The organism is Paenibacillus sp. FSL R7-0273 (assembly GCF_000758625.1).
In the GTDB taxonomy this organism is placed as follows: Bacteria; Bacillota; Bacilli; order Paenibacillales; family Paenibacillaceae; genus Paenibacillus_AQ.
Genome location: NZ_CP009283.1, coordinates 1,930,701 through 1,955,777 on the forward strand (window position 1 = coordinate 1,930,701; position 25,077 = coordinate 1,955,777).

18 protein-coding genes are annotated in these 25,077 nt (G+C 54.2%); 16 read left to right on the forward strand and 2 right to left on the reverse strand.

What is annotated here, in order from left to right:
- Positions 1-2 precede the first annotated feature (2 nt).
- From R70723_RS08315 to R70723_RS08350, 8 genes are all read left to right on the forward strand, one after another.
- On the forward strand, positions 3-857 hold the full coding sequence (locus R70723_RS08315) for a carbohydrate ABC transporter permease (protein WP_047171069.1): 855 nt from the start codon (positions 3-5) through the stop codon (positions 855-857).
- Between the two features lie 168 nt (positions 858-1,025).
- Positions 1,026-2,858, forward strand: a complete 1,833-nt coding sequence (locus R70723_RS08320; RefSeq protein WP_047171070.1) for a sensor histidine kinase — start codon at positions 1,026-1,028, stop codon at positions 2,856-2,858.
- Positions 2,830-4,458 carry a response regulator gene (locus R70723_RS08325; RefSeq protein WP_039871303.1) on the forward strand — a complete coding sequence of 543 codons (1,629 nt, stop codon included), beginning with the start codon at positions 2,830-2,832 and terminating at the stop codon, positions 4,456-4,458. Before R70723_RS08320 ends, R70723_RS08325 begins: the two co-directional genes overlap by 29 nt.
- A gap of 193 nt (positions 4,459-4,651) precedes the next feature.
- Positions 4,652-6,028, forward strand: a complete 1,377-nt coding sequence (locus R70723_RS08330) for an ABC transporter substrate-binding protein (RefSeq protein ID WP_039871305.1) — start codon at positions 4,652-4,654, stop codon at positions 6,026-6,028.
- A gap of 82 nt (positions 6,029-6,110) precedes the next feature.
- Positions 6,111-7,013 carry a carbohydrate ABC transporter permease gene (locus R70723_RS08335; RefSeq protein WP_039871308.1) on the forward strand — a complete coding sequence of 301 codons (903 nt, stop codon included), beginning with the start codon at positions 6,111-6,113 and terminating at the stop codon, positions 7,011-7,013.
- Between the two features lie 13 nt (positions 7,014-7,026).
- A complete protein-coding gene (locus R70723_RS08340) occupies positions 7,027-7,863 on the forward strand; it encodes a carbohydrate ABC transporter permease (RefSeq protein ID WP_039871310.1) in 837 nt (278 codons plus the stop codon).
- 99 nt (positions 7,864-7,962) lie between these two features.
- Positions 7,963-8,964 carry a glycoside hydrolase family 130 protein gene (locus R70723_RS08345; RefSeq protein ID WP_039871314.1) on the forward strand — a complete coding sequence of 334 codons (1,002 nt, stop codon included), beginning with the start codon at positions 7,963-7,965 and terminating at the stop codon, positions 8,962-8,964.
- Positions 8,965-8,974: 10 nt separating this feature from the next.
- Positions 8,975-12,070: a glycosyl hydrolase gene (locus tag R70723_RS08350; protein ID WP_039871318.1), complete on the forward strand. Its 3,096-nt coding sequence runs from the start codon at positions 8,975-8,977 to the stop codon at positions 12,068-12,070.
- Between the two features lie 35 nt (positions 12,071-12,105).
- Here the strand turns inward: R70723_RS08350 and R70723_RS08355 are convergent, their stop codons facing one another.
- A complete protein-coding gene (locus R70723_RS08355) occupies positions 12,106-12,936 on the reverse strand; it encodes a helix-turn-helix domain-containing protein (protein WP_039871321.1) in 831 nt (276 codons plus the stop codon).
- 139 nt (positions 12,937-13,075) lie between these two features.
- Here R70723_RS08355 and R70723_RS08360 point away from each other — a divergent pair, with 139 nt between their 5' ends.
- Together R70723_RS08360 and R70723_RS08365 are read left to right on the forward strand one after the other, a co-directional pair.
- Entirely contained in the window at positions 13,076-14,362 is a 1,287-nt protein-coding gene (locus tag R70723_RS08360) for a Gfo/Idh/MocA family protein (RefSeq protein WP_039871324.1), read from the forward strand.
- 277 nt (positions 14,363-14,639) lie between these two features.
- Positions 14,640-18,797, forward strand: coding sequence for an S-layer homology domain-containing protein (locus tag R70723_RS08365; RefSeq protein WP_039871326.1), 4,158 nt, complete (start codon positions 14,640-14,642; stop codon positions 18,795-18,797).
- Positions 18,798-18,895: 98 nt separating this feature from the next.
- Here the strand turns inward: R70723_RS08365 and R70723_RS08370 are convergent, their stop codons facing one another.
- Positions 18,896-19,351, reverse strand: coding sequence for a CBS domain-containing protein (locus R70723_RS08370; protein WP_039871330.1), 456 nt, complete (start codon positions 19,349-19,351; stop codon positions 18,896-18,898).
- A gap of 174 nt (positions 19,352-19,525) precedes the next feature.
- Here R70723_RS08370 and R70723_RS08375 point away from each other — a divergent pair, with 174 nt between their 5' ends.
- The 6 genes from R70723_RS08375 (at position 19,526) to R70723_RS08400 (ending at position 25,063) form a co-directional block, all read left to right on the forward strand.
- Positions 19,526-19,957, forward strand: coding sequence for a MarR family winged helix-turn-helix transcriptional regulator (locus R70723_RS08375; protein WP_039871332.1), 432 nt, complete (start codon positions 19,526-19,528; stop codon positions 19,955-19,957).
- Between the two features lie 36 nt (positions 19,958-19,993).
- Positions 19,994-20,488 carry a MarR family winged helix-turn-helix transcriptional regulator gene (locus R70723_RS31960; RefSeq protein WP_052421228.1) on the forward strand — a complete coding sequence of 165 codons (495 nt, stop codon included), beginning with the start codon at positions 19,994-19,996 and terminating at the stop codon, positions 20,486-20,488.
- Between the two features lie 148 nt (positions 20,489-20,636).
- A complete protein-coding gene (locus R70723_RS08385; RefSeq protein WP_063837757.1) occupies positions 20,637-22,694 on the forward strand; it encodes an alkaline phosphatase family protein in 2,058 nt (685 codons plus the stop codon).
- A gap of 7 nt (positions 22,695-22,701) precedes the next feature.
- Positions 22,702-23,085 carry a thioredoxin family protein gene (locus R70723_RS08390; RefSeq protein WP_052421229.1) on the forward strand — a complete coding sequence of 128 codons (384 nt, stop codon included), beginning with the start codon at positions 22,702-22,704 and terminating at the stop codon, positions 23,083-23,085.
- A 99-nt stretch (positions 23,086-23,184) separates the two neighbouring features.
- A complete protein-coding gene (locus R70723_RS08395) occupies positions 23,185-24,093 on the forward strand; it encodes a LysR family transcriptional regulator (RefSeq protein ID WP_039871335.1) in 909 nt (302 codons plus the stop codon).
- 103 nt (positions 24,094-24,196) lie between these two features.
- Positions 24,197-25,063, forward strand: a complete 867-nt coding sequence (locus R70723_RS08400) for an ABC transporter permease subunit (protein WP_081957558.1) — start codon at positions 24,197-24,199, stop codon at positions 25,061-25,063.
- The last annotated feature ends 14 nt before the right edge of the window (positions 25,064-25,077 follow it).

The following is a 25,077-nucleotide window of genomic DNA, read 5'->3' on the forward strand; positions in this document are numbered from 1 at the left end:
ATATGGACCATAATCATTCAAGCGGAGCTGTTACCCGGAAGATCAACAAGACGATTATTTATGTGGTCTGTATCTTTTTGGCGGTGCTCAGCATCCTCCCGTTCTGGATCATGTTTGTTAACGCAACCCGGTCTACAGCGGAAATTCAGAGCGGCCTGTCCCTGATTCCGTCCACCCATATGATGAACAATCTGCGGGTGCTGCTGGACAAGAGCTTTGATCCGGTGCAGGGCTTTCTGAATTCCTTTATCATCTCCAGCTCGGCGACGGTTCTGACCGTCTACTTCTCGTCACTTGCGGCGTACGGGCTTGTCACCTATGACTGGAAGCTGCGCAAGCCGTTCTTTACCTTTATCCTGTGCGTGATGATGATTCCTTCCCAGGCAAGTGCGATCGGGTTCTATCAGTTTATGTATAAAATCCACTGGACCAACAGCTTCCTTCCGCTGATCCTGCCTGCGATTGCCGCACCGGCGGTGGTGTTCTTCATGCGCCAGTACCTGCTCGCGACCTTGTCGCTGGAGATTGTGGAGGCTGCACGCGTCGACGGGTCCGGCGAATTCAAAACCTTTAACCGGATCATCCTGCCCTTAATGATGCCGGCGGTGGCGACCCAGGCGATCTTTGCCTTTGTGGCTAACTGGAACAACCTGTTCATGCCGCTCATCCTCCTGACCCAGAAGGAAAAATATACGATGCCGGTCATGGTGAGCCTGCTGCGCGGCGATATTTACAAAACGGAGTTCGGCTCGATCTATATGGGCCTGGCGCTGACAGCCCTGCCGCTGTTTGTGGTGTATTTCCTGTTATCCAGGTATATCATTGCCGGTGTAGCGCTGGGTGGCGTGAAGGAATAAGCTGCCGCTGCACAATCATACTTATGGAGCTTCTGAAACCTGTTGAATTCGTTCAGCAGGTTTTTTTATTTTGTTGACACCTTCCCCGGAGAAGTCGTATGGTACAGAAAATATAGTCTGTGCTTGGCAGGCATATGGACTACGGGGGTGCGGGAAGGGGCGTCGCGTATGCGAAGAGTTTCGGCGTGGGCAGGTCTGATTTGGGGGAGGCTCAGCGGCTTATTTTACAGGATCTCCATCAAGCAGCGGGTACTGCTCTCGTTTCTAGTCTTGATAACGCTGTCAATTACGGCCATGGGGATACTGACCTACCGGATTGCCGGGAAGGAAATTCAGAATAACGCTTTTGATAACAGCAGGGAGACTGTGGACAAGACGCTGCAGCTGCTGGATTACCGGCTAAATGATGTGGCGATGTCGGTACAATCCCTGATGCTGAGTGATGCCTACAGGAAAATGATGCTGGATGTACAGGCACACGATGTATCGAATTACTATGTGCGCCTCTCGGAGCTGCAGTATGTGCTGTCCCAGGTCACCTTTAATGAGCCGATGATCGAGAATGTCCTGATTGCCACGCCGATCGGTGATTTTTATTCTACAACCCAGGCGCGGACGCAGGATCATTCCTTCTACGGCTCCGAGCTGTATGACAACAGCAGAAAAAGCCCCGGCGGCTATTGGGCAAAAGGCCATTACGACCGGCTGTTTACAGGCAGCCAGCGCGTGGTCTCCTTTGTGGTGCGGGGAATTTATGACTACACTCCGGTGACCAACGTGTTCATCGTAGTCAATATAAGGGAGAACAGGCTTGCTTCGCTGCTGGGTCAGAATACCGCTGGTAACGAGCGGCAGTACATGCTGCTGAATACGGAAGGTGATGAGGTGGTCCTAAGCGGCCTGAGCCGTCAGCCGAGCCGGAACTTTCTGCCGGACAGCCCGGCAGGCGGTGAGGGGAATTTCTTTTATACCTTCGGCGGTGAGGAGTATCTGATTAATTATAAGCGTTCAAGCGCTGCACCGGATTGGACGCTGGCGGGACTGCAGTCCAAGGACCAGCTGCTGGGCCAGCTCAAGGGCATTCAGCGGACCATTGTCCTGGTCATTCTGATTTTTCTGCTGACGGCGTGGTTCTTCTCCAACAAGCTGACGGCAGCTTTGCTGGGACCGCTGTTCAAATTGAGCAGACTAATGCGCCGGGTGGAGGAGAATCAGCTGGGCGTAACGTTTGAGAGCAGGTATCAGGATGAGATTGCCCAGGTCGGCTTCCAGTTTAACCGGATGATGGCCGAAATCAAGGCGCTGATCCAGGATGTGCGCAAGAACGAAGAGGGCAAGCGGCATGCGGAGATCCGGGCGCTGACTGCGCAGATGGAGCCTCACTTTTTATACAACACGCTTAATACGATCTACTGCAAATCGGTCATGGAGGAAAATGAGGATGTCAACGAGATGATCCTGTCCCTGTCGCAGATGTTCCAGCTGGGGCTCGGCGGCGGCAGGGATCTGATCCCGCTAGAGGATGAGCTGTCGCATGTACAGCAGTACTGCGCGATTCAGCAGAAATGCTATGAGGACCTGTTCGACTACCGTGTCTTTATTGAGGATGAAGAAGTAATGAAAGTGCCCATCCCGAAAATTCTGCTGCAGCCGGTTGTCGAGAACTGCATCCAGCACGGCTTTGCCGACCGCCGGAGCGGCGGGGTGATTACGGTAAGCATTAAGCTGGAACAGGCGCTGCTGCATATTGCGGTTGAGGATAACGGCAAAGGAATGGACGCAGTGAAGGTGGAGCAGGGAATGGCCGGAAGGGAATATTCCAAAAAAGGCTATGCGCTGGTAAACATCAGGCACCGGCTTCAGCTCTATTACGGTGATGCAGCCAGAATGGAGCTTTCAGGCGTTGCGGGTGAGGGCTCACGCACCGATCTGTGGATACCGCTCAGCCCGCTGAGAGAAGAGGGAGGCAGCTATGGACTACCGGCAGACCAGAGCAGTTAAATTATGCATTATCGACGATATCAAAAGCGTTGTGGAAATGATCGCCCGCAAGCCGCAGTGGGAGGAGCACGGGATCGAGGTGGCCGGGACAGCACTCGACGGCGAGGAGGGGCTGGAGATGATCCGCAGCCGGCGGCCGGATATTGTGCTTACGGACATCAGGATGCCGCGGATGGACGGGCTGGAGATGACCCGGGCGATCCTGCAGTTTGCCCCGGCCTGCAAAATTATCATCCTAAGCGCCTATTCAGAATTTGCTTATGCACAGCAGGCGATCCGGCTGGGGGCGATGGATTTTGTCAAAAAGCCCTTTGCAATCGATGAGATCGTGAACGTCGTGCTCAAGGCCAAGGAGCAGTGCCTGCAGGAGCGGGTGGAGCAGGAGCGGATCCAGGCGATGGAGCTCCGGATCAAGGAGAGCCTGCCGGTGCTGCGCCAGGAATATCTGACCTTTCTGATGCAGCATCAGACCGCAGAGCACAGCTCCCATTCACGCTGGGAGTATCTCGGCATCCCGCTTGCGCAGCATGATTTCGCGGTGTTTATCGCAGAGATCGATGATTTTGCTGAGAAGTACTACCGCCAGCCGGTGCAGGAAATCGAGCTGATCCGGTTCAGTCTGCAGAATATCCTGGAGGAGACCGTTGCCGAGTGGACGAAGGGCGTTGTATTCCGGGAGGCGGCGAGCCGCTATGTGTGCATCCTCAATACGGATGACCCGGGGATTGCCGGGCAGATTGCAGAAGCCTGCTGTGCCAATGTCAGCCGGTATTCCCGCAGCACCCTTTCGGTAGGGGTGGGACTCTGTGTCCCGACGATCCATGGGCTGGCGGATTCCTACAGCCAGGCGCTAAGCGCGCTGGCCTATCACTTTTATACGGACGGGAATGCGGTGTACAGCTATGCCAACATCGTCCATAAGCCGCAGGCGGTGAACAGCTACTCCGCCGCCGCCGAGCAGGATTTCCTGTTTGCGCTGCGTTCCGGCAATGAAGACAGGAGCCGGCTTATTTTGCAGAATATTTTTGGGGAGCTGCTGCAGCTGAGCCCGCTGCCTGCCCCGCAGTATGTGGAGAGCATCGGCTATGAGCTGGCGTTCAAAATCTGCCGGGTCATGCTGGAGCTGTTCCCGCATGAAAAGGTGCAGGTGCTCGAGCAGCAGGTAAACAGGCTGAAGAGCCGCATGCATCCGCAGCTGCATGAGATCCGCCTGCTGCTTGAGGAGCTGTGTGCGCAGAGCTGCCGCTGGATCGAGGAGGAGCGCTCTACCGAATCCAGCCGCATCATTTACCAGGCCAAAGCGTACATCTGTGCCAATCTGCATACCAGCCTGACGCTGGAGCAGGTAGCCAGGCAGATCAATCTCAGCCAGGGTTATTTCTCTAACCTGTTCAAGAAGGTGACGGGCATTTCCTTTCAGCATTTTGTAATGCACGAGAAGATGGAACGGGCCAAGGCGATGCTGATTGAAGGCCTGCAGGTGCAGGAGATCGCCATGGAGCTCGGGTATGAGCACCGGCGTTATTTCAGTGAGGTGTTCAAGAAATACACCGATATGACTCCTTCGGAGTTCAAAATCTATTATCAGGGCAAGGCCTGATTACGGCGATAGCGCCTGCAATTCTACGGGGATGAACGAGCTGCTGCAGGGCAGGAAGTTCATTCCCGTTCGCTATTGTTCAGCAGAAACCTGCCCTTAATGTGGGTTTACCCGCATTATGCGAAGAAGCGGACTGCCCTATAATTTAGGTGTAAGGCAACCACAGGTTGGACCATATAAGGGGGTTATCAGAATGAAGAAACAACTGCTTCTGGCTTCGCTGAGTACAGTGCTGGCATTAGGGCTGGCAGGCTGCGGCGGCTCCGATAATACAGAGAATGCCGGGGGAGATCAGAAACCGGGGGCTGCAGGCGAAAAAACCAAAATCAGCTATTGGACAGGTGACCGGCATGATGCCGACTTTGTAAAAGAAAAGGTCGCAGAATTTAATGCGACGAATACGGACGGCATTGAGGTGGAGCTGGTCGTTAAGGGCGATGATTTCGATACCGCACTCGACCTGTCCTTCCAGACGGCCGACTCGCCGGATGTGATCCGGGTGAAGGAGAACACCATCGGAACCTTTTACAAAAAAGAATACCTGGCTCCAATCGACGAATTCCTGTCTGAAGAACTGAAGACAAAATTTCCGGAAATGAAGGATCTGAATACCTTCGACGGCAAGCGCTACAGCCTGCCGAACTATGGCACGACGATGCGTCTGGTGTACAACAAGGACCTGTTCGCCAAGGCGGGGGTCACCAGTCCGCCAACCACCCTGCAGGAGCTGGTCGATACCGCCAAAAAGCTGACAGAAGCCGGGAAGGCCGACGGCGCCTACGGCTTCGCCCAGAATTTCAAGAGCCCGCCCAGCGCACTCGGACGTTCGGCCCGGGTTATCGCGGAGATGAGCGGCTTCGGCGGCTTCGGTTATGATTTCCGGACGGCACGCTTTGACTTCAGCGGGTTTAAGCCGATCATTGAAGCCTTCAAGCAGATCAAGGATGACGGCAGCATGCTGCCGGGTGTCGAATCGCTGGATATCGATCCGCTGCGCGCACAATTCGCAGAAGGCAAGATCGGCATGTACTTGAGCTTCTCCTCTGAGCCGGGAGTATACAGCAATCAGTTCCCGGCCAAAATTGACTGGGCTGCGGCTCCAGCCCCGACCATTGACGGAAATGCCAAGGGAGCATCCGGTTTCCTGGGCGGCCAATGGCTGGCCCTGAGCTCCAAGTCGGAGCATAAGGAAGCAGCGTGGAAGTTCATGGAGTACATGTACAGTGATCAGATCCTGACCGCCTACCAGGAGAACGGATACGGCATCTCGATGGTGCCTTCGGTCAGTGCGGTTGCCAAGACCCCCGAAGTCAACGGCATTGAAGGCTTCCTGCCGAACCAGTATGACGGGGTATGGCCTGTCTATCCAACAGTTGCCCCTGAAGGCATGAAATCAGATGATGCATTCTTCAAATATATGCTGAACGGCGGCGACCTGGATGCTGTTATTGCCGATCTGAACAAGCGCTATAACGCGGCACTGGATGATGCAATCAAGAACGACGGCCTGAAGGCTGAGCCGGATGCCGGCTTTGATCCTGCCTCGCTTGCCGGAAAATTCGCCAAATAAAGAGAGGGTAAGGAGGGGCTGCACTTAGGCTGTACCCCTCCTTACTCATTGGCAGCCAACAGGAAGGAGCCTGTGAAGAACCATGAACAGAACCAAGAATGCCGCCTTTGCCTACAGCTATCTGCTGCCGAGTGCAATACTCACCATCGTGCTGGGGATCTACCCGATAGCCTGGGCATTCCGCTATATGTTTTACAACTACAAGGGCTACGGTACAGCCCGTTTTATCGGACTCGATAATTTCAGCCGGATTCTGCAGGATGCCCAGTTCTGGGATTCTGTAGTGAATACCTTCGTCTATGCCGGAGGGAAGCTGCTTCTCTCCATCCCGCTGTCGCTGCTGCTGGCGGCGGTATTGAACCGTAAGATCAGGGGCAGACAGCTGCTCCGGGCGGTCTTTTTTATGCCGACGATTATAAGTACTGCCGTTATGGCAGTGGTCTTTTTCACCATCTTCAATTCATACAACGGAATTTTGAACCAGTTCCTGATTAAATTTAACCTTTCTTCCTCCGGGATCGACTGGCTTGGCCCTAAATATGCGATGCTTACTGTCATTCTTGTAGCGGTGTGGGGGGCGGTCGGCAACTACATGCTGCTGTTTCTGGCCGGGCTGCAGAATATTCCCGAGGATGTTTACGAGAGCTCAGCTCTTGACGGGGCTAATAAAATACAGCAGTTCCGGTTTATTACCCTGCCGATGCTGGGACCGGTGCTGCAGATGGTCATTATGCTGGCAATCATCAACGCCCTGAAGGGCTACGAGAGCATCATGGTGCTGACCGAGGGCGGCCCTGCCGGCAAAACGGAAGTGATGTTCCTCTACCTCTACAAGCTGTTCTTCCCTGTCGGCGGCAGCTCGGCTGCAACCCAGGTGCAGGAATTCGGGTACGGCAGTGCGGTTGCCTTTGTGTCTGCGCTGATCGTGGGGATGATCTCGGTGGTTTATTTCTATGCCTCCAGACGGATGAACCGGATGGATTGAGGAGTGATGTGAGATGAGAGCAAGAGAACTAACGGGCAGAACGGTATTATGGATTTTTTTGCTGGCCTTTGCCTTTATTACTTTGGTGCCTGTGGTGATAACGATCCTGGGCTCCTTCAAAACCAATATGGAGCTGACGACAGGCGCGACCTTTCTGCCGGGCAGCTGGCAGTTTTCCAACTATGCGGAAGCCTGGCAGCAGGCTAATTTCTCGACCTATACGGTGAACAGCCTGATTGTCTCCCTGTCCACGGTTGCAGGTACCCTGCTGGTATCCTCGATGGCCGCATATGTAGTGGACCGGATGGACTTTGCCGGCAAAAAAATCTATGTCAGCCTCCAGGCCTTCACGATGTTCGTCGCAGTCGGGGCGGTGGTGCTGCGGCCGCAGTTTGATCTGATGGTCAAGCTGCATCTGCACAGCTCGCTGTGGGGTGTCATTCTGATTCTGATTTCGGCGCACGCTTCGATCTTTTTTATCCTGCTGAGCTTTATGAAGGGCATTCCGCGGGAGCTGGACGAGGCTGCACGGATTGACGGGAGCTCGCTCTCCCGCACCTTCTGGACGATCATTCTGCCGCTGCTCGGTCCCGGCCTCGGCGTAGGTGCTTTGTTCACCTTCCGCGGGGCGTGGAATGAATATCTGCTGCCGCTGGTGTTCACCATGACAAAGCCGGAGCTGCAGACCCTGACCGTCGGCCTGGCGAATCTGAAATACGGCATCTCCGCAGCCTCGCAGACCCATTACATGATGGCCGGTGCCTGCCTGTCAATTCTGCCGATTCTGGTAGCCTACGTGTTCGCCAACAAATCCTTTATGCAGATGACTGCCGGTTCGCTGAAGGGATAAGCCGCAACGAATGCAGATTTAGTGTTAGATAAATTGGATTTAATGCGTATAACAACGATAAAAAGACATGAGATCATTCAGATTCAGGAGGTAATTACAATGACAGTCCAGGTTCCAGCTATTCTGACCTCAAGCCCGCTCATCCGGCGTTATCCGGGCAATCCGGTACTTGATGCTTCACGGGTTCCTTATCCTACAGCGCTTGTATTCAATGCAGGCGTAACCCGGTTCAACGGCAAATATGTGATGGTGTTCCGCAACGATTACGGCTCACTTGCCGGCCAGACCATAGAGCCGCATCATACGACAGACCTGGGCATTGCCTTCAGCGACGACGGCATCAGCTGGGAGGTCAGCCCGCGAAAATGCTTCAAGCTGCACGACGAAGAGATCATCCGCGCCTATGATCCCCGCCTGAGCGTCATCGGAGGGCGCTGCTATATGTGCTTTGCCGTAGATACAAAACACGGGATCAGGGGCGGAATCGCGGTGACGGATGATTTCGAGTCATTTGAGATTCTCAGCCTGTCATCGCCGGACCTGCGCAATATGGTGCTGTTTCCCGAGAAAATCGGCGGCAATTATGTCCGTCTGGAGCGTCCGTTCACTGTATACAGCCGGGGCGGACAGGACCGCTTCGACACCTGGATCTCCGAGTCGCCGGACCTGAAGTACTGGGGCAGATCAGATCTGCTGTTCGCCGTGGAGCACGTGCCGTTCGCCAATGACAAGGTAGGTCCTGCCGCTCCTCCGGTAAAGACAGACAAAGGCTGGCTGACGACCTTCCATGCGGTGGATATTGATCCTTCCCGCGGCAAGCACGGCTGGGAGCCGGCCTGGAAGAAGCGGTATACTGCAGGGATCATGCTGCTGGACCTGGAGAATCCGCGCAAGATCATCGGAATGTACAAGGAGCCGCTGCTTGCCCCGGAGGTAAGCTACGAGATTGACGGGGGCTTCCGCAACAATGTTATTTTTCCCGGCGGCATGATCCTGGAGGACAGCGGCGAGGTGAAAATCTATTATGGCGCTGCGGATACGGTGGAATGTCTGGCAACAGCACATGTGGATGACCTGCTCTCCCTGTGTCTGAAAGGGTGAACTCAGCAGAATGATGAAGCTATGGGATATGCTGGGTGACCCGCCGGCGGAGTACCGCTCCGTCCCGTTCTGGTCCTGGAATGACAGGCTGGAGAAGGAGGAGCTGGAGCGGCAGATTGAGGAGATGCACCGGGCGGGTGCCGGAGGCTTCTTCATGCATGCCCGCAGCGGGCTAAAGACGCCGTATATGGGCCCGGAATGGATGGAAGCTGTCCGCGTGTCCCTGGAGGCAAGCCGCCGGCTTGGGATGCAGGCCTGGCTGTATGATGAGAACGGCTGGCCCAGCGGCTTCGCGGACGGGGAGATTCCGGCCAAAGGACCGGAGTACCAGCAGAAGCGGCTGGTCTGTGAACAGGCCCCGTTTCACGGGTCGAAGGAGCAGACCATCGGCTGGTATGCCTTCGAGGAGCAGAGCCGGAGCTACCGGCTGCTGGCTCCCGGTGAGGAAGGCACCGCCAGTCTTAGGATCAGCTACGAGCTCAATCCGTATTACACGGATACGCTGAGCCGGAAGGCGGTCGCCGCGTTTATCGATGCAGCATATGTGCGTTATTGGAATACCTTCGGCGAGCAATACGGTACGGAGCTGCAGGGTGTGTTCACGGATGAGCCGCAGTTCGCCCGCGGCGGCCTGCCGTGGTCGTTTGACCTGGAGGAGGCTTTTGCAGCCCGCAGGGGCTACGATGTGAAGGATATCCTGCCTTCCCTGTTTCTTGAAACAGGCGGCTGCAGCAAAGCGAGATATGATTACTGGGAGACCGTAACCTATATGTTCACCCAGGCTTATGCCAGGCAGATCGGGGAGTGGTGTGCCGGCAAGGGCTGGTCTGCAACCGGCCATGTCGTTGATGAGCAGGAGCTGATGCATCAGGTAACCTCTGTCGGCGACCCGATGGCCTTCTACGAGTATCAGCAGATTCCCGGCTGTGACTGGCTCGGCCGGTTCACCGGGAGTGATCCGCTGGTGCCCAAGCAGGTCAGCTCCGTGGCCCGCCAGCTTGGCCGGAAGCGGACCATTACCGAAAGCTTCGGCTGCTCCGGCTGGAACGTCAGCCTGGCTGAGCTGAAGCGGATCGGCGAATGGCAGTTTGTGCACGGCATCAATCTGCTCTGCCAGCATCTGCAGAGCTATTCACTGCGCGGGCTGCGCAAGCGCGATTATCCGCCCTCCCTGTTCTATCAGCAGCCATGGTGGGGGGATTATAAAGCCTTCAATGACTACTTTGCCCGGCTGTCCCTGCTGATGTCCGAGGGCAAAGGCAGGGCAGAGGTGCTGCTGCTTCATCCGGTACGCACAGCCTGGACCCTGCAGTGCGGCGGGGATTCCTCTGCCGTAGTGCCTTACCATGAATCCTTCGCCGAGCTGACCCGCTGGCTGTGCCGCAGCCTGATCGAGCATGACTACGGCAGCGAGAGCATTATCGCCGGACACGGCCGGGTGAACGGAGGACGGTTCATTGTCGGGGAGGCGGCGTACCGGGTCGTTATTATTCCGCCGTGTCTGACACTCGATCAGGCAACGGTTGAGCTTCTTGAGCGGTTTACCGCTGAGGGCGGAAGACTGATCGCCTTTGAGGCTTTTCCGGTGCTGACCGGCGGGGAAGAGGACAGCAGGCTTGCTGAGCTTAGGCGGGCTGCCGTTATGACCGGCTGGAGCTGCAGCGCGGTGGCGGAGGCGGTCTCCGCGGTGTCTGCACCGTCAATCCGGCTGATGGATGAGGCAGGCGGGACAATTGCTGCAGATGAGCTTAATCTGCGGACCTTGGAGCTTGAGGGATCGCTGCTCTATTATCTGGTCAATTCCGGTACGGAGGCCTTTACCGGACTGACGGCTGAGCTGAGCGGGCAAGGACCGGTATCGCAGATTGATCTCGAAACCGGGGAGATCAGGCATCTGCCGCAGGAGGCGTCCGCAGATGGCGTCCGCCTGCGCCTGTCGCTTCAGGCCGGGCAGTCCCTGATGCTGAAGCAAGATCCGAAGGGGTTTTCGGCTGCTGCGGAAGACCGGGACGACAGGGCGGACCAGCTCCCGGGGGGAAACAACAGCGCATTATCAGCCCCTTCTGCGGAAGACCAGCAGCTTAAAGAACTGGGGCCAGTGTGGCAAATCTCCCGTCTTGATCTGAACAGCTTAACCCTGGACAATGCCCGGGTGCGCATTGATGGCGGAGCATGGTCCGGGCCGCAGCCGGTAATCTTTATCCAGGAGCAGCTGCTTGCCCTTGGACGCTCTGTTCTGGTCGAGCTGGCCTTTGAATTTGATGCAGCCTTTGATGTCAAGCGCAGCCGTGAGCTCTATCTTGTGCTGGAGCAGCCGGAGGCGTTCGAAATATCTCTGAACGGTACACCTGTGTCCCCGGCAGACTGCGGCTGGTGGAGAGATATCTCCATGCGCAGGCTGGATATTCAGGGAATGGCTGTATCCGGCCGGAATACGGTCATCCTGAAGACGGAGTTCCGCCACTCGGCTGCTCTGCAGGCCAAGCTGGAGCGGGCACAGCAGTTCGAGGCAGAGGGCAACAAGCTGACGCTGGAGCAGGAAATGGAGTGCATCTATCTGCTGGGCTCCTTCGGAGTTGAGTCTGCCGGGGTATATGAGGACACTGAGCGCAGGGCGGTATGGACGGAGGGGCCATTCGTCCTGACAGAGGCTCCGGAGAAGGTGAGTGCCGGAGACTTGACCCGGCAGGGATTCCCGTTCTTTGCCGGGAGCATTCATTTGAACCAGACACTTGATATAGACATGGAGAATATCCGGTCTGCCAAGTGGAGCTTCCTGAATGTGCCGGATGCCATCGTTAGCAAGCTGCTCATTAACGGAACGAAGGTGCAGACCTTTATGTGGGAGCCGTACGAAACAGATATCACTCCGTATCTCCGGCCTGGCTGTAATGACATCGAGCTGATTCTGACCGGCAGCTGCCGCAATCTGCTCGGACCCCATCACCATATCAAGGGAGAAGTATTTAAGGTGGGGCCGGACAGCTTCAAGGACAAACCGGGCTGGACGGACAAGGAGCTGCCGCCGGATACACACGTCTATCAGGCACGGTATGCATTTGTCCGGTTCGGTCTGTCGGCTTCTCCGCAGATTATACTGGAATAATCCCGCCGGCTAGCTATGGCGGCCGTTGTATCCCCTCACCGGTTCTGCTTCCTGTACTGCAGTGGCGAGCGCTTGGCAATTGCCTTGAACACGCGGCCGAAGTGGGCGATGCTGTCGAAGCCGGTGTCCTCGGCGATCCTTGTAACGGAGTCGCTGCTCTCCCGCAGCCGCCGCTGGGCTTCCTGGACACGGATCGTGTTCAGATACTCAATAATCGTGAAGCCGGTCGTCTGCTTGAACAGGCGGCACAGGTACGGAACACTGAGGTAGAACCGTTCCGACAGCTCCTCAAGCGTAACGGCACCAGTGTAGCGGGCTTGCAGATATTCGATAATCTCATATACCTTGCGCTGCTTCTCGTCATTGGCCGGGGCGATTGCGGCCTGAGCGCTTTCGCGGATACGGTTCATTTCAATCAGGAACTGGATCAGCAGCGTCTGCAGGTAGAGGCTCTGGTGGCCCCGCGGCTCCTGCTGCTCCTTCAGCATCGCAAACAGCAGGTTCTCAATGGTGCCCTGTTCATGCGCATCCGGCCGCAGCAGCAGGCACTGTTCACTGAAGAAGGGCAGCGTAAGCCCTTTGCCCCCAAGCATCTCCTGCAGAAATTCCCGGCGGAAATTGATCAGGATGCGCTCATGGCGTACCGTGCCCTTGGCCATTGTCCGGTGCAGCTCATTGCGGTTGATGAAGATCAGGTCGCCCTTGCGCAGAGAATAGACCAGATTGTTAATATAGTAGCTGCGCTCCCCGGCAAGCAGATAATAGATTTCATAGGTTTCATGAAAATGGTCGGTGTCCATGCTGAAGGCGCCGGCCCTTTTCACCTGCTCCACACAAAACAAAAATTCCTGCTTCTCCTCCTGCATCTTGCCCACCCCTATGTTAAGGATAATATATGCATAAAATAGCTCATTTTAAGCAAAAACCGTTTAGAAATGAATGTATTTTATACTATACAATATACGTAGTAAACGCATTCAAAACAATAGCGATGGAGTGATAACAGTGGGAAGCAAGAAATATGCTTTTGTGGGCACGGGCGGCCGGGCCGAATTCTTTTACGGGGAGATTACAACGAATTACCGGGAGACTGCGGAAATTGTGGGCTTGTGTGATGTCAACGGGGCGAGAATGGCTTATGTAAATACACTGCTGACTGACAAATATAATTACCATGCTGTTCCAGCGTACAAGGCGCATGAATTCGATAAGATGATCGAAGAGACGAAGCCGGATACCGTAATTGTTACCAGTGTTGACCGTACACACCACCGTTATATTGTCCGGGCTATGGAGCTGGGCTGTGATGTCATTTCCGAGAAGCCGATGACTACGGATGTGGAAAAATGCAAGGAGATTCTGGATGCAATCGAACGCACCGGCAAAAAGCTGCGAGTAACCTTCAACTACCGCTATGCGCCGCATAACACCAAAATTCGCGAGCTGATAATGGACGGGGCGATCGGTGAGGTGCTGTCCGTCAACTTTGAATGGCTGCTCAACACGCAGCACGGGGCAGACTATTTCCGCAGATGGCACCGCGACAAGCGCAACAGCGGAGGGCTGCTGGTCCACAAATCGACGCATCATTTTGACCTGATGAATTTCTGGCTCGGCTCCCGGCCGGATACGGTATTTGCGATGGGCGACCTGCGTTTCTACGGGCGGGAAAATGCCGAGAAGCGCGGGGTTACCGAGTTCTACCAGCGGGTGCACGGAAGCAAGGCGGCAGAGAACGACCCGTTCGCCCTGCATCTCAAGGACAATGAGCAGCTGAAAAAGATGTATCTGGACACTGAGCACGAGGACGGGTACCTGCGCGACCAGAGCGTTTTTGGCGATAATATCAGCATTGAGGACACCATGGGCGTTATGGTCAAATACAAGAACAAGACGATCATGAACTACTCCCTGAATGCCTATCTGCCGTGGGAAGGCTTCAATATTGTATTTAACGGCACCAAGGGCCGGATGGAGGTCAAGGTTGTCGAGCAATCCTACGTTAATGCCGGAGGCGGCAAGGATCAGGAGGGTGCGGTAAAGAACAAGCAGATCACCATATTCCCGCAGTTTGCTGCCCCGTATGAGGTGGAGATTGAGGAGGGTGTCGGAGGACACGGGGGCGGTGACCCGGTGATGCTGCGTGATATCTTCGAGCGTCCGGCTGATGACCGCTTTAACCGGGCAGCCTCACATATTGACGGTGCCCAGTCCATACTGACCGGCATTGCCGCCAACCAGTCGATTGCCACCGGCCTGCCGGTGAAGGTGGACCAGCTGCTCAAGCTGTAACGAATCTGATTCACAACACAACCTAATAAGCCTTCCAGAGACCGTCCTGATTATGCAGGCGGTCTTTTTTTGTCGAAAAAGTTGATGAATGATCATATTTTAGCGGGAAATTGTTAAAAAAGACCTTGAAAAATGTGAAATATGTCGAGATTTGTTGAGAGTTTGTTCAGAGCGGTCTGCTACAATGACTCCAGGATTAAAAATATAGGTACAAAGTAGTTGATTACAGGAGTGAACCTTAGTCAGCCGCAGCATTTTAACTTGGGAGGTAAGCAGCATGAAGAAACGGTTTTTATCAAAGGTATTATCTATTGTTACTACCGTCAGTTTGAGTATAGGCTCTTTTGCAGGCATCGGCTATGCGGGCCCGGCGGATACAAGCGCGTATGGTGAGGTCCTGGTCAGCGATACCGATTCTACCAGTTGGACTATAGCACCGGGTAATACCTCAAGAAATTTAGCGGTTTCGCCGGACGGCTCCATTTATGCACTTTACAACGGGGGCGGGGAAATCCGCGTAGCCAAGAGTTCAGATAACGGGAAAACCTTTCAGCCAAGCGTGCTGGCAGCAAGCGGCAGCTACGAGCCGGAAATTGCGGTTTCCTCTTCCGGAACGGTGTATGTTGTAGGAGTGAATAACGGTTCAGGTGTACTCGTAAAAAGCACTGATGGCGGTAAAACATTCGGTACGCCAGCTACAATAGGCTCTTTTATGGGCAGTGCGGTACATATGGCTGTGGACGGCAGCTACGTTTATGTGACTGACACAGTAGGGTCAGACCTTTATTACAGCGGTGATGAAGGGGCGACCTTTAACAAGTACGCTTTTAATGAATATTTTGCCTTTACCGATCTGCATGTTGACCCTCAGACAGGTAATCTGATTGTACAAAAGGATGATCCTTCCCTGAAGTATTATGTCAGCAGCACCCACGGTCAGACCTTTGAGACGGCTGTAATTCCTAACCGTTCGGTATATTATTCTGTCGGTGCGTTATCGGCAGGCAGCAAAGGCCAATACCTGTTTGTAGCCGGATCGGGTTCGAATATGGTCCGAATGAATATCAAGGACAAATCTGTAACGGATCTGCAGGGCGGAAACAACCTGTCCGCACAAGGACGTTCCCTTAGCGCAGACAGCTATGGCAATGTCGTGACCGGCTTCAGTAACGGCTCCTCCGTATTTTTCAGCGTCAGCCAGGATCTGGGCACTACCCTTTCCTCAGCGGTTGAGGTCGCAGCCACTGACGTAGCTAATGCGGCAATCAATACGACGAATGGTGACGTTCTCTATCTGTATGAGAAGAGCGGCAAGATCTACCTCAAGGTGTTCCAGGGTCTGCTGAGCGGCTACAAGCTGTATCTCTCAAACACCAATCTGTACTTTAATTATCCGGCGCAAAAGAAAGGCTCCGTCACAGTAACCAATACGTCGGATGCCGCGCTTAAAATCAATCAAGTATCGGTCAGCGGCGACTTTTCCATCGTCAGCAATACCGTTGCTTCCGAGCTTGCCCCGGGTGAGGGCGGTGTGATTGAAGTGCAGTATTTACCGCAGGGTCCGGGTACCTCCAACGGCAACCTGACTCTTAAGGTGGACGGCGAGCCTGATCGTGTAGTTCTGCTGAGCGGTATCAGTGATGCTGCGGCAGGCAGCTCTGCACCGCTGGCAGCCGATGTTACCGCTAATGCGACTACGGACACAGTGACTGTTAAAAATGTTCCTGCCGGTACAGAAGTTACGGTATATGCCGCAGACGGCACGACTGTACTCGGAACAGGTAAGAACACTGCTGATGCAGCTGCCGATGTTACGGTAGTCGTTACAGCCGGATTAAGCGCAGGGGAAGCCCTGAAGGTGAGTCTGACTGAGCCAGATTTGGCTGAGAGCGAGCTTACAGATATCACAGCCCTAAATGAAGTGACGGCATCACCTGCTGCGGCTGATATTTCCGCCAATGCAACTACAGCTGCTGTTACTGTAAAAAATGTGCCTGCAAACGCAGTGGTATCTGTATATAGCGAAGATGGTATTACCGTGCTCGGAACAGTTACCAATGAGACTGGAAGCCCGGCTGATGTAAATATCGTAATTGCATCCGGACTTGCAGACGGACAGATCGTGAGAATCGGCTCACAGGAGCCGGGCAAGGATCAAAGCCCGCTGACAGATGTTCCCGCAGCCTATGAGCCGACCGTGGCGCCAGCAGCCGGTAGTCTGACGGCCAATGCGACGACCGGCGTAGTTACAGCAAGCGGCGTTCCGGCAAGTGTTACGGTATCTGTATACGCAGAAGATGCTGTAACTGTGCTGGGGGCTACTTATAATGATACCGGTGCTGCGGCTGACTTTAATTTTGCAGTGAACGGCCTTGTACTGGGACAGACTGTAAAGGTCAGCTACACTGAAGTAAATAAAGCGGCAAGCGCGAAGGTGGAGGTTAAGGCCGTTTATGAGCGGACTGTCCAGCCTCTGGCCGGAAATATTGATATCAGTGCCACTCAAAGCACTGTTATTGTCAATCAGGTGCCGGCAGGTGCGGCAGCTTCTATCTACAACAAAAATAACAAGCTGCTGATCAGCGCTGTAAATAACACAGATACAGCAGGTCCGCTGAAATTCACGGGCCTTGCCCTGACCGAGGGCGACAGCATTTCCGTTACACTGACAGAAAACAAAAAAACGGAGAGTGCTCCGCTTAGTGTAATTATAACTATCAACGCAGCAGACGCTGTAAATGAAGCCTCCAAGCTGCTTGAAATCAGCTATTCAGCCGGTGAAAGCTGGGAGAATGTATTGTCAGCCCTGACCCTTGCTGCGAACGGCAGCTACGGTACACAGATCAGCTGGACCTCCAGCAAGCCGGAGGTTATTGAAATTCCCGCAGCATCAGGCAGCATCATCAAGGCTGCTGTGAACCGCGGTACCAAGGATGAGTCTGTAGTGCTCAGTGCGAAAGTCAGCCGGGACGGACAGGAGAAAATCCGCACCTTCCTTCTGGTTGTAACTGCAGAAGGAACATCAAAGGTTGAAGATACCAGCAATATCCGCAATGTGGAAGTGAAGGACCAGTCGGATGTAACAGCCCAAGTTCCGGTAAAACGGATTAACGTAACGGCTGCAGACGGTACAGTCTCCAAAATTGACAAGGTAGTATTCGATACTGCCAAGGCTCAGGAGATCATTTCAGCTTCTGTACCGGGCTACAATAATGCAACTACTGTATACATTGATGAGCTGGCCGGGAATGCCGCTGATGAAATTGCAATTGAAGTTCCGGCAAGTACACTCGCCCTTCTGGGAGCAAACGGCTTCAGGCTGAATATCCAGAGTGACTATTCAACCATAACGCTGAATTCAGCTGAGCTGCAGTCCATGATGGGAGATAATCTGGATCTGTATTTCCGGATTGTGCCGGTTCACAGCAACTCAGCACTGGCAGAAGTAACACCTCCGGTTCCTACGTCCTTTGGCGGACAGAATCTGAAGGCGCTTGGCCAGCCGCTTGAGATCGAAACAAACTACAGCGGCTTTGAGACAACGCTGACGATTCCTTTTGCGAAAAACGGGATCAAGGATGTACTGGACCCTAACCGTCTGGCCGTATATATCGTGCACAGTGACGGGGATATTGAGCTTTCGGCGGGAACTGTCGTGTACAATGAGCTTAAAGAGCCGGCAGGCATTTCCTTTGTAATTAACAAATTCAGTACCTTCAATGTAGTTGAGACAAGCTCCTCGCTTCCGGGCAGCAGTGCAACTGCACCAGCGGGACCGGCTGTGCCAGGGGTTATCTCGGAAAGCCAGACTACGGCAACAGAAGCAACCTATTCGCATTCCTCTTATATCCAGGGTTATGAGGATGGTACCTTCAAGCCTGGCCGTGCAGTAACGCGGGCTGAGCTTGCTGCCCTTCTTGCACGCAACCTGGGGACAACTGCTGCAGCTGCAGCAGGCTTTACAGATGTAACAGCCCAGCACTGGGCTGCGGAGTATATCTCGACAGTTGCAGCAGCCGGCCTGATGAAGGGTGATCCGGACGGCAGCTTTAAGCCGGACCGTGCAGTAACCCGTGCCGAGATGGCGGTTCTGAGTGCACGTCTGAAGGCATTGTCCTTTGATGAGAGCGGATCTGCTGTTTCCGCCATTCCAGATGTGAACAAGCACTGGGCAGCAGGAGCTGTTGATGCTGTGAAGGCAGCAGGTCTAATGACCGGCTTTGCAGACGGAAGCTTTGCTCCTGCGAAGACATTAAGCCGTGCAGAAGCGGTAACTGTAATCAACCGTTTGTTCGGAAGAGGACCGCTTACGGGTGTAACCCGTCCAAGCTTCTCTGATGTCCCGGCAGCACACTGGGCTTTTGCAGACATTGAGGAAGCCGCAGTAAATCACAAATACACGATCCAGAACGGTAAAGAGGTTTTTGCCGACTAGGATTATAGCCAGTCAAGCAAGCATTAAGCTGTAAAGAATAAAGCAAAAGCCTGTCTGAATGCCGTAGCTTACGGCTTCAGACAGGCTTTTTGCTGATTTTATAACAGGGTTTTGAAGGAATGGCGGATAACATCCCCGCGGCTGATAATGCCGACGAGCACACGGTTACGTTCAACCGGAACCTTTTTAATCTGTTTTTTACCCAGTACAGCAGCGATCCGCTCTATATCCTCGTCCCAGGTGACAGTGGTGACCTTCCTTTTGGCGATTGACATGACGTTCAGGCCGAGCAGCCGGCTGGTCCGTTCCTCGAATTCATCCTCATCGCCCTTGATTACATTTACCTGAAAAAAAGAGTCAACGATCAGATCATCGTGCTTGCCGATATAACGCATGATGTCCCCGTCACTGATATATGCGACAATTTCGTTCCGGTCATTAACGACCGGCATGCCGCTGATCCGGTGCTCCAGACATTTCTCAATAAAGGTACGTACGGTATCGTATTCCTTCACCTTGTATACCTGTCTGATCATAATTTCATGAGCTTTCATGAGGTTCCCCCAACTATGAATGGACTAGCTTTTGTTCAAATAACTTGTATAATGAAACTATATACTTGTATTATACAAGCTGAATGCCTGAAGTCAATGATATTGCTCCCTTACTGTCTGTTAAAGGAAGCTGTGAACAAGGAATCTGCGAGGAAAGAGAGGCTGCCGCACACTATGGAACGAAGCCCTTTAGAAGCAATTGAACTGGAAATGACCATTCTCAGCCGCCGGCTGACCTCTATCAGCACTTATAAAAAGTATGGTATTCTCGATCATTCAGCCTACCTGCTGCTTCATCAGATTGCCTCACACGGCTCCGCCGGGGTTAAGGCACTGGCCGATGAGTTCCATCTTGACATCTCCACGATCAGCCGTCAGGCCTCTGCCCTGGAGCAGAAGGGCTATGTATACCGGGTTCCCGATCCGCTCGACGGCAGAGCGTACACGCTGCAGATAACAGAGCTGGGGGCTGAAACACTGAAGAGTGATACGGATGTCCGCCGCGACAAATTCGCGCAGCTGCTGGAGGATTTCAGTGAAGAAGAGCGCGGGCAGCTGGGTCAGCTGCTGCGGAAGCTGAACGATGCTGTTTTTCGGGCCATGTAATGTCCAGGCTGACTATACAATACACGGAGGTATCTTATGGATTCCCAGAATCATCAGGAAGAGCAGCTGCTGAAGGTATTTGAGAATATCAGAAGTTTAACGAACCGTACGAACTGGAATGATCCTCTTCCCTACGGTGAATTTCTGATGATGTTCATGATTGATGTGATGATGAAGAAGGAAGGGGCCCGGCCGGATAGGCCGGAGTGCCGCGGAATCATGGTCTCCAGGCTAAGCGATCTGCTGCAGATCAGCAGACCAACCGCCTCACAGACTATCAGCACGCTGGAGGACAAGGGGTATATTGAACGCGCCGTATCTGAGACAGACCGCAGGGCTGTTTATATCAGCCTTACCGGTGAAGGACAGGAGGTATTCCGGGCACGGATGGCCCGTTACTCCGGTATCCTGAATGAAATAGTCGAGAAGGTAGGCCGGGAAGAGGTTGATCAGCTGCTCACCACCTGTGACCGGCTGCGTAGTGTAGTGGAGGAAGTGAGACAGCGGTACGCGGCAGGTACAACCTCATAGGAAATAAAAGGGATAGACGCCGCTTATACCAGTATAAGCAGCGTCTATTTAACTTTTGCCGGACTCTCTGTCTATAATGTTTCTAGGAGATTAATTCCAAGTTGTCTCATTGGAATATCCACAATATTAATGGACGGAGTGAATAGATATGGCAGGCAGCAAGGGTACAGCGAAAAAGGTAATGCTGCTGGGGCTTGACGGGGCTGACCCATCAGTGATCCGGCGTTATGTGGCAGAAGGGAAGCTTCCCAATTTCCGGAGAGCTATTGAAGCAGGCGCGGCAGCAGGCGATTTGGGCATGCAGAGTGTACTGCCGGCGATCACCCCGCCGAACTGGGCATCGATTGCCACCGGAGCGTATCCGGCTACGCATGGGATCACCTGCTTCTGGAACCATACGCTGGGTAACGAGCTGGATGTGCTGGACTACGGCTTTGATTCCGGGCTCCTGAAGGCCGAGACGATCTGGGAGGCTTATGCCAGAGCCGGCAAGAAGAGCATCATCTTCAACTATCCAACCTCATGGCCGCCGCAGGTGCAGGATGCGATCTATGTGGACGGAACCAGCATTTACACGAATCTCCGCGGCTATATTGACTATGAAAAGCTCTACGAGGGCAGAGCCGGTGACTTTGAGTTAATTGAAATTCCGCATGTAGTGGACAATACGGGAGCGAACTGCCGTTTTGAAGGGGAGGAAACGACCCAGAAGGCAGAGCTGAGCAAAGAGACTTATGAGGGCTACGGCTATACACAGCCGGGGCTGGTTACTACGACACAGGACGGGGAGCTGTCAGCCGATACGCCTACTGCGGATCAGATCCTCACACCGGTCAAGGCGGCTGAGGGCTGGAGCACTGCCCCGGCAGACGCGAAAGAATTCCCGGTGCCGGTAAATAACGGCCAGGCCAGACGCTGGGGTCTTCTTACAGCCGATGACGGGGTAACCTACAACAGGATCGCCATCTATGCTTCCAAAACTGCGGAAGTCCCGCTCGGCGAAGCGGTATCCGGTGAATGGAGCGGCTGGATTTACGACAGCTACATTATCGGCGGTGCCAGTATACCGGTTGCCTACAAGATCCGTGTGCTGGAGCTGGACCCGGCGGGCGGCAGCTTCAAATTTTATTCCTCCTATGTGCTGGACCTGAAGACAGGCAAATATTTTCATCCGCAGCAGATTGGTGAGGAGCTGTACAGCAAGGTAGGCCCGATGCTGCAGCCGTCCAACTACAGCCGTCTGAATCCGCAAGCCGATCAGGTGCTGCTCGAATCCATCGGGGAAATGTACAGCTGGCATGTGGATGCGATCAATTATCTGCTGGACGGGAACGAGTGGGATTTATTTTATACCCATATGCACGGCATCGACATGTTCAACCATTTCTATCTCGATCATACGCTGCCTGCCGCTTCACCAGACTATCAGCGCTATGAAGAGATCATTTACAAGATTTATGAAATCAGCGATCGCTTCATCGGCGCGCTGCTGGACCGGCTGGATGGAGATACAGCGGTGTTCATTGTCTCCGACCACGCCGGAGTAGCTAAAAATCCTGAAACGGATCACCCGCTGATCGGAGATATGTGGGGCATCAACGTTGGTATCATGGGTGAGCTGGGGTATACCAGACTGCAGGATAACGGCGGAGGTCCGGAGATTGACTGGAGCAATACGGTTGCAGTCGCCCAGCGTGCCACGTTCATTTATCTCAATTTAAAAGGACGCGACCCGCAGGGCATCGTTGATCCTGCCGACTATGATAAGACAGTCCAGAAGATTATTGATGACCTGTACAGCTACCGTGATCCGAAAACCGGCAGACGGGTAATCAGCTTTGCCCTGAACCGCAATGATATGGAGCTTGTCGGGCTGGGAGGTGAAAATTCCGGGGACATCTTCTACATTCTGGAGCCGGATTTCACCCGCTGCCACGGCAACGGCCTTAGCAATCATACACTGCAGGGCTATTCCATGCAGGCTCTATTCATTGCCCTGGGGGCCGGTGTGAAGGGCGGAGAGGTCATCGGCCGCAAGGTTAAAGTGGTCGATATTGTCCCAACCATCTGCCATCTGGCCGGAGCACCGGTGCCTAAGGATGCGGAGGGCGGAATCCTGTATCAGATTCTGTCCGGCGGAGCGGACGGGTCGTCCGGAACTGCTGATCCGGCGGCAGAGCCTGTCACGGCAGGAGCAGGAAGTTAAGCACAGGATGCGGACCGAGGTGCCCCGCAAGCATGTGCCCCATATTACAGACCGTGAATTTGATGAGCTGACCTTTGGCAGTGAAGAGCCCGTGCTGGTGTTCTTCGGTTCCCGGCGTTGCAAAATCTGCCGGGAGCTGTTCCCGGTAGCCGAGGCAGTGGCCCATGATTTCAGCGGCCGGCTGCAGGTATACGGGGTGAATGCCGACAGATACCGCCATCTGTTCAACAGGCTGCGGCTGAAGGGGATTCCCCATCTGGTGCTGTTTCTGGGCGGTGAGGTGAGGATGAGAATCGGCGGCTATCATCCGCAGCAGGCGCTGGCCGACAAGCTGGAGGAGTGGGTGCCTGCAGGAGAGCCGGGAAAGAACGGGCAGCAGCCCGGACAATAAGATAAAGCCTGTGTCCTTGTCTGCGATCTTTTTCCTAGTAGTCACATTGGATTTATGATTATATAATGAGGCTATTACGTTGAAGAGAGGAAGACGCTTATGCGCCTGGAGCAGCTCTATCATATTGTGGCGATTGCCCAGACAGGATCCATTTCGACGGCAGCGGAACGCGCCTACATATCACAGCCTGCACTCAGCTCCTCGGTATCCAAGCTGGAGGTGGAGCTGGGGGTTCCGCTGTTCAAGCGGACCAATCAGGGCGTGCATCCTACTGAAATCGGACAGGCGGTCATTGCTAAAGCTATGGAAGCCATTGATCTGCTTGAGGATATCAAAGCGCTTGCCGAGGAGAACACGCGCAGTATGACCGGAAGCATTCATCTGGCGGTAGAGCCGTTCATCAGCAATACGATTATGGTTAATGCCCTGACAACATTCAAATACAGGCACCCTAATGTAAATGTGCTGATGAAGGTCGGTGAGTCCAATAACAACCTGCGTGATATTGCGGCGGGAAAAGCGGATTTTGGCGTGGTGATGAAAAGCTGCAGTCCGGGCGGAGAACGCGATCTTTGCTTCAGGGAGCTGTTCAGGGACCGCCTGGTGCTGCTGGTCAGCAGGGAGTCTGAGCTGGCCGCTGGCGGAAGCATTACGCTGCAGGAGGCGATGGCTCAGCCCCTGGTGTTATATAATACGGAATTTGCTACCGACTGCTGGGTTTCCGAGCTGCTTGGAGGGTACGGCGAATGTAATGTGGCTTACCGGCTGGACAGCTTTCCGATGCTGGAAAAGGTGATTTCGCAGAACCTTTGTGCAGCCTTTGCCCCGGAGTTTATGAGTGATTATTTTGTGAATAAGGGCAGTATTGTTCCGCTTGAAATTACCGGTGCCGAGCTGGATGTATCGATCGTTCTGGCCTGGACCAAACGGCATCACCTGTCCCTGATAGAAAAAGAAATGATGGAGACGATCAAATCCTTTTGTGCAATGTTTGAGTTTATCGGGTAGAGCTGACCGGACAACCGGAGGCCTGCTGTCTCAGCAATACGGGTGAAGTATGCCCCTGCTGAGCGGCAGGCCTTTTTGAATGAAGCATAAAGGAGATGCTGATATGCAGAGCAACACACAGGCACAGGCCGCAGTGCCGCTAAAGAACGGGGAGGACCGGCTTGCACCGGCTGCTGCAAGGAGAGGGGCTGGCGGGAAAATATCAAAGGAATGGCTGTACCGCGGAATTTCCGCTGCTTCCCTGCTTGCGGTACTGCTGCTGTGGTGGTGTGCCGCAACGTTCGGCTGGGTCAATCCGCTGTTCCTGCCCAAGCCGCAGACTGTATGGTCCGCCTTCATGGATGTCATCCGCGACGGCTACAAAGGCCAGACGCTGCTGAACCATATCGGTACCAGTATGCGGCGGCTGTTTCTGGCGCTGGCGGCGGCTTTTGCCACGGCGGTTCCGCTGGGAATCCTCTGCGGCCGGTTCCGCGTGCTGCGGGCAATCGTGGACCCGTTTATTGAATTTTACCGCCCGCTGCCGCCGCTTGCCTACTACACGCTGCTGATTCTGTGGTTCGGAATCACGGATGTGTCCAAGGTGCTGCTGCTGTTTCTCGGCGCGTTTGCCCCGCTGTTTATCACGGCGGTATTCAGCGTGCAGCGGCTCAGTCCCGACCGGATTAACGGTGCCCGTTCGCTGGGCGCTAAGGGCTGGAAGCTGTATGCGTTCATTATCTTCCCCTCGGTGCTCCCGGAGCTTCTGACCGGGCTGCGCACGGCTGTCGGTGTAAGCTATGCCACACTGGTAGCCGCTGAAATGGTCGCCGCTGTATCCGGCATCGGCTGGCTGGTGCTGGATGCGAGCAAGTTTTTACGGAGTGACATCATGTATCTGGGCATTATCATTATGGCGCTGATCGCCATAGCTATTGATCTTGTAATCCGCAGCCTGATCCGGCGCGTCTCGCCGTGGACGGAGCAATAAGACTATATATTCAA

Coding starts and splice junctions, on each gene's coding strand:
- R70723_RS08385 (WP_063837757.1), top strand. CDS start 20,637: ATGGCAGGCAGCAAGGGTACAGCGAAAAAGGTAATGCTGCTGGGGCTT.
- R70723_RS08390 (WP_052421229.1), top strand. CDS start 22,702: ATGCGGACCGAGGTGCCCCGCAAGCATGTGCCCCATATTACAGACCGT.
- R70723_RS31960 (WP_052421228.1), top strand. CDS start 19,994: ATGGATTCCCAGAATCATCAGGAAGAGCAGCTGCTGAAGGTATTTGAG.
- R70723_RS08345 (WP_039871314.1), top strand. CDS start 7,963: ATGACAGTCCAGGTTCCAGCTATTCTGACCTCAAGCCCGCTCATCCGG.
- R70723_RS08355 (WP_039871321.1), bottom strand. CDS start 12,936: ATGCAGGAGGAGAAGCAGGAATTTTTGTTTTGTGTGGAGCAGGTGAAA.
- R70723_RS08320 (WP_047171070.1), top strand. CDS start 1,026: ATGCGAAGAGTTTCGGCGTGGGCAGGTCTGATTTGGGGGAGGCTCAGC.
- R70723_RS08370 (WP_039871330.1), bottom strand. CDS start 19,351: ATGAAAGCTCATGAAATTATGATCAGACAGGTATACAAGGTGAAGGAA.
- R70723_RS08340 (WP_039871310.1), top strand. CDS start 7,027: ATGAGAGCAAGAGAACTAACGGGCAGAACGGTATTATGGATTTTTTTG.
- R70723_RS08315 (WP_047171069.1), top strand. CDS start 3: ATGGACCATAATCATTCAAGCGGAGCTGTTACCCGGAAGATCAACAAG.
- R70723_RS08395 (WP_039871335.1), top strand. CDS start 23,185: ATGCGCCTGGAGCAGCTCTATCATATTGTGGCGATTGCCCAGACAGGA.
- R70723_RS08335 (WP_039871308.1), top strand. CDS start 6,111: ATGAACAGAACCAAGAATGCCGCCTTTGCCTACAGCTATCTGCTGCCG.
- R70723_RS08375 (WP_039871332.1), top strand. CDS start 19,526: ATGGAACGAAGCCCTTTAGAAGCAATTGAACTGGAAATGACCATTCTC.
- R70723_RS08400 (WP_081957558.1), top strand. CDS start 24,197: ATGCAGAGCAACACACAGGCACAGGCCGCAGTGCCGCTAAAGAACGGG.
- R70723_RS08330 (WP_039871305.1), top strand. CDS start 4,652: ATGAAGAAACAACTGCTTCTGGCTTCGCTGAGTACAGTGCTGGCATTA.
- R70723_RS08365 (WP_039871326.1), top strand. CDS start 14,640: ATGAAGAAACGGTTTTTATCAAAGGTATTATCTATTGTTACTACCGTC.
- R70723_RS08350 (WP_039871318.1), top strand. CDS start 8,975: ATGATGAAGCTATGGGATATGCTGGGTGACCCGCCGGCGGAGTACCGC.
- R70723_RS08325 (WP_039871303.1), top strand. CDS start 2,830: ATGGACTACCGGCAGACCAGAGCAGTTAAATTATGCATTATCGACGAT.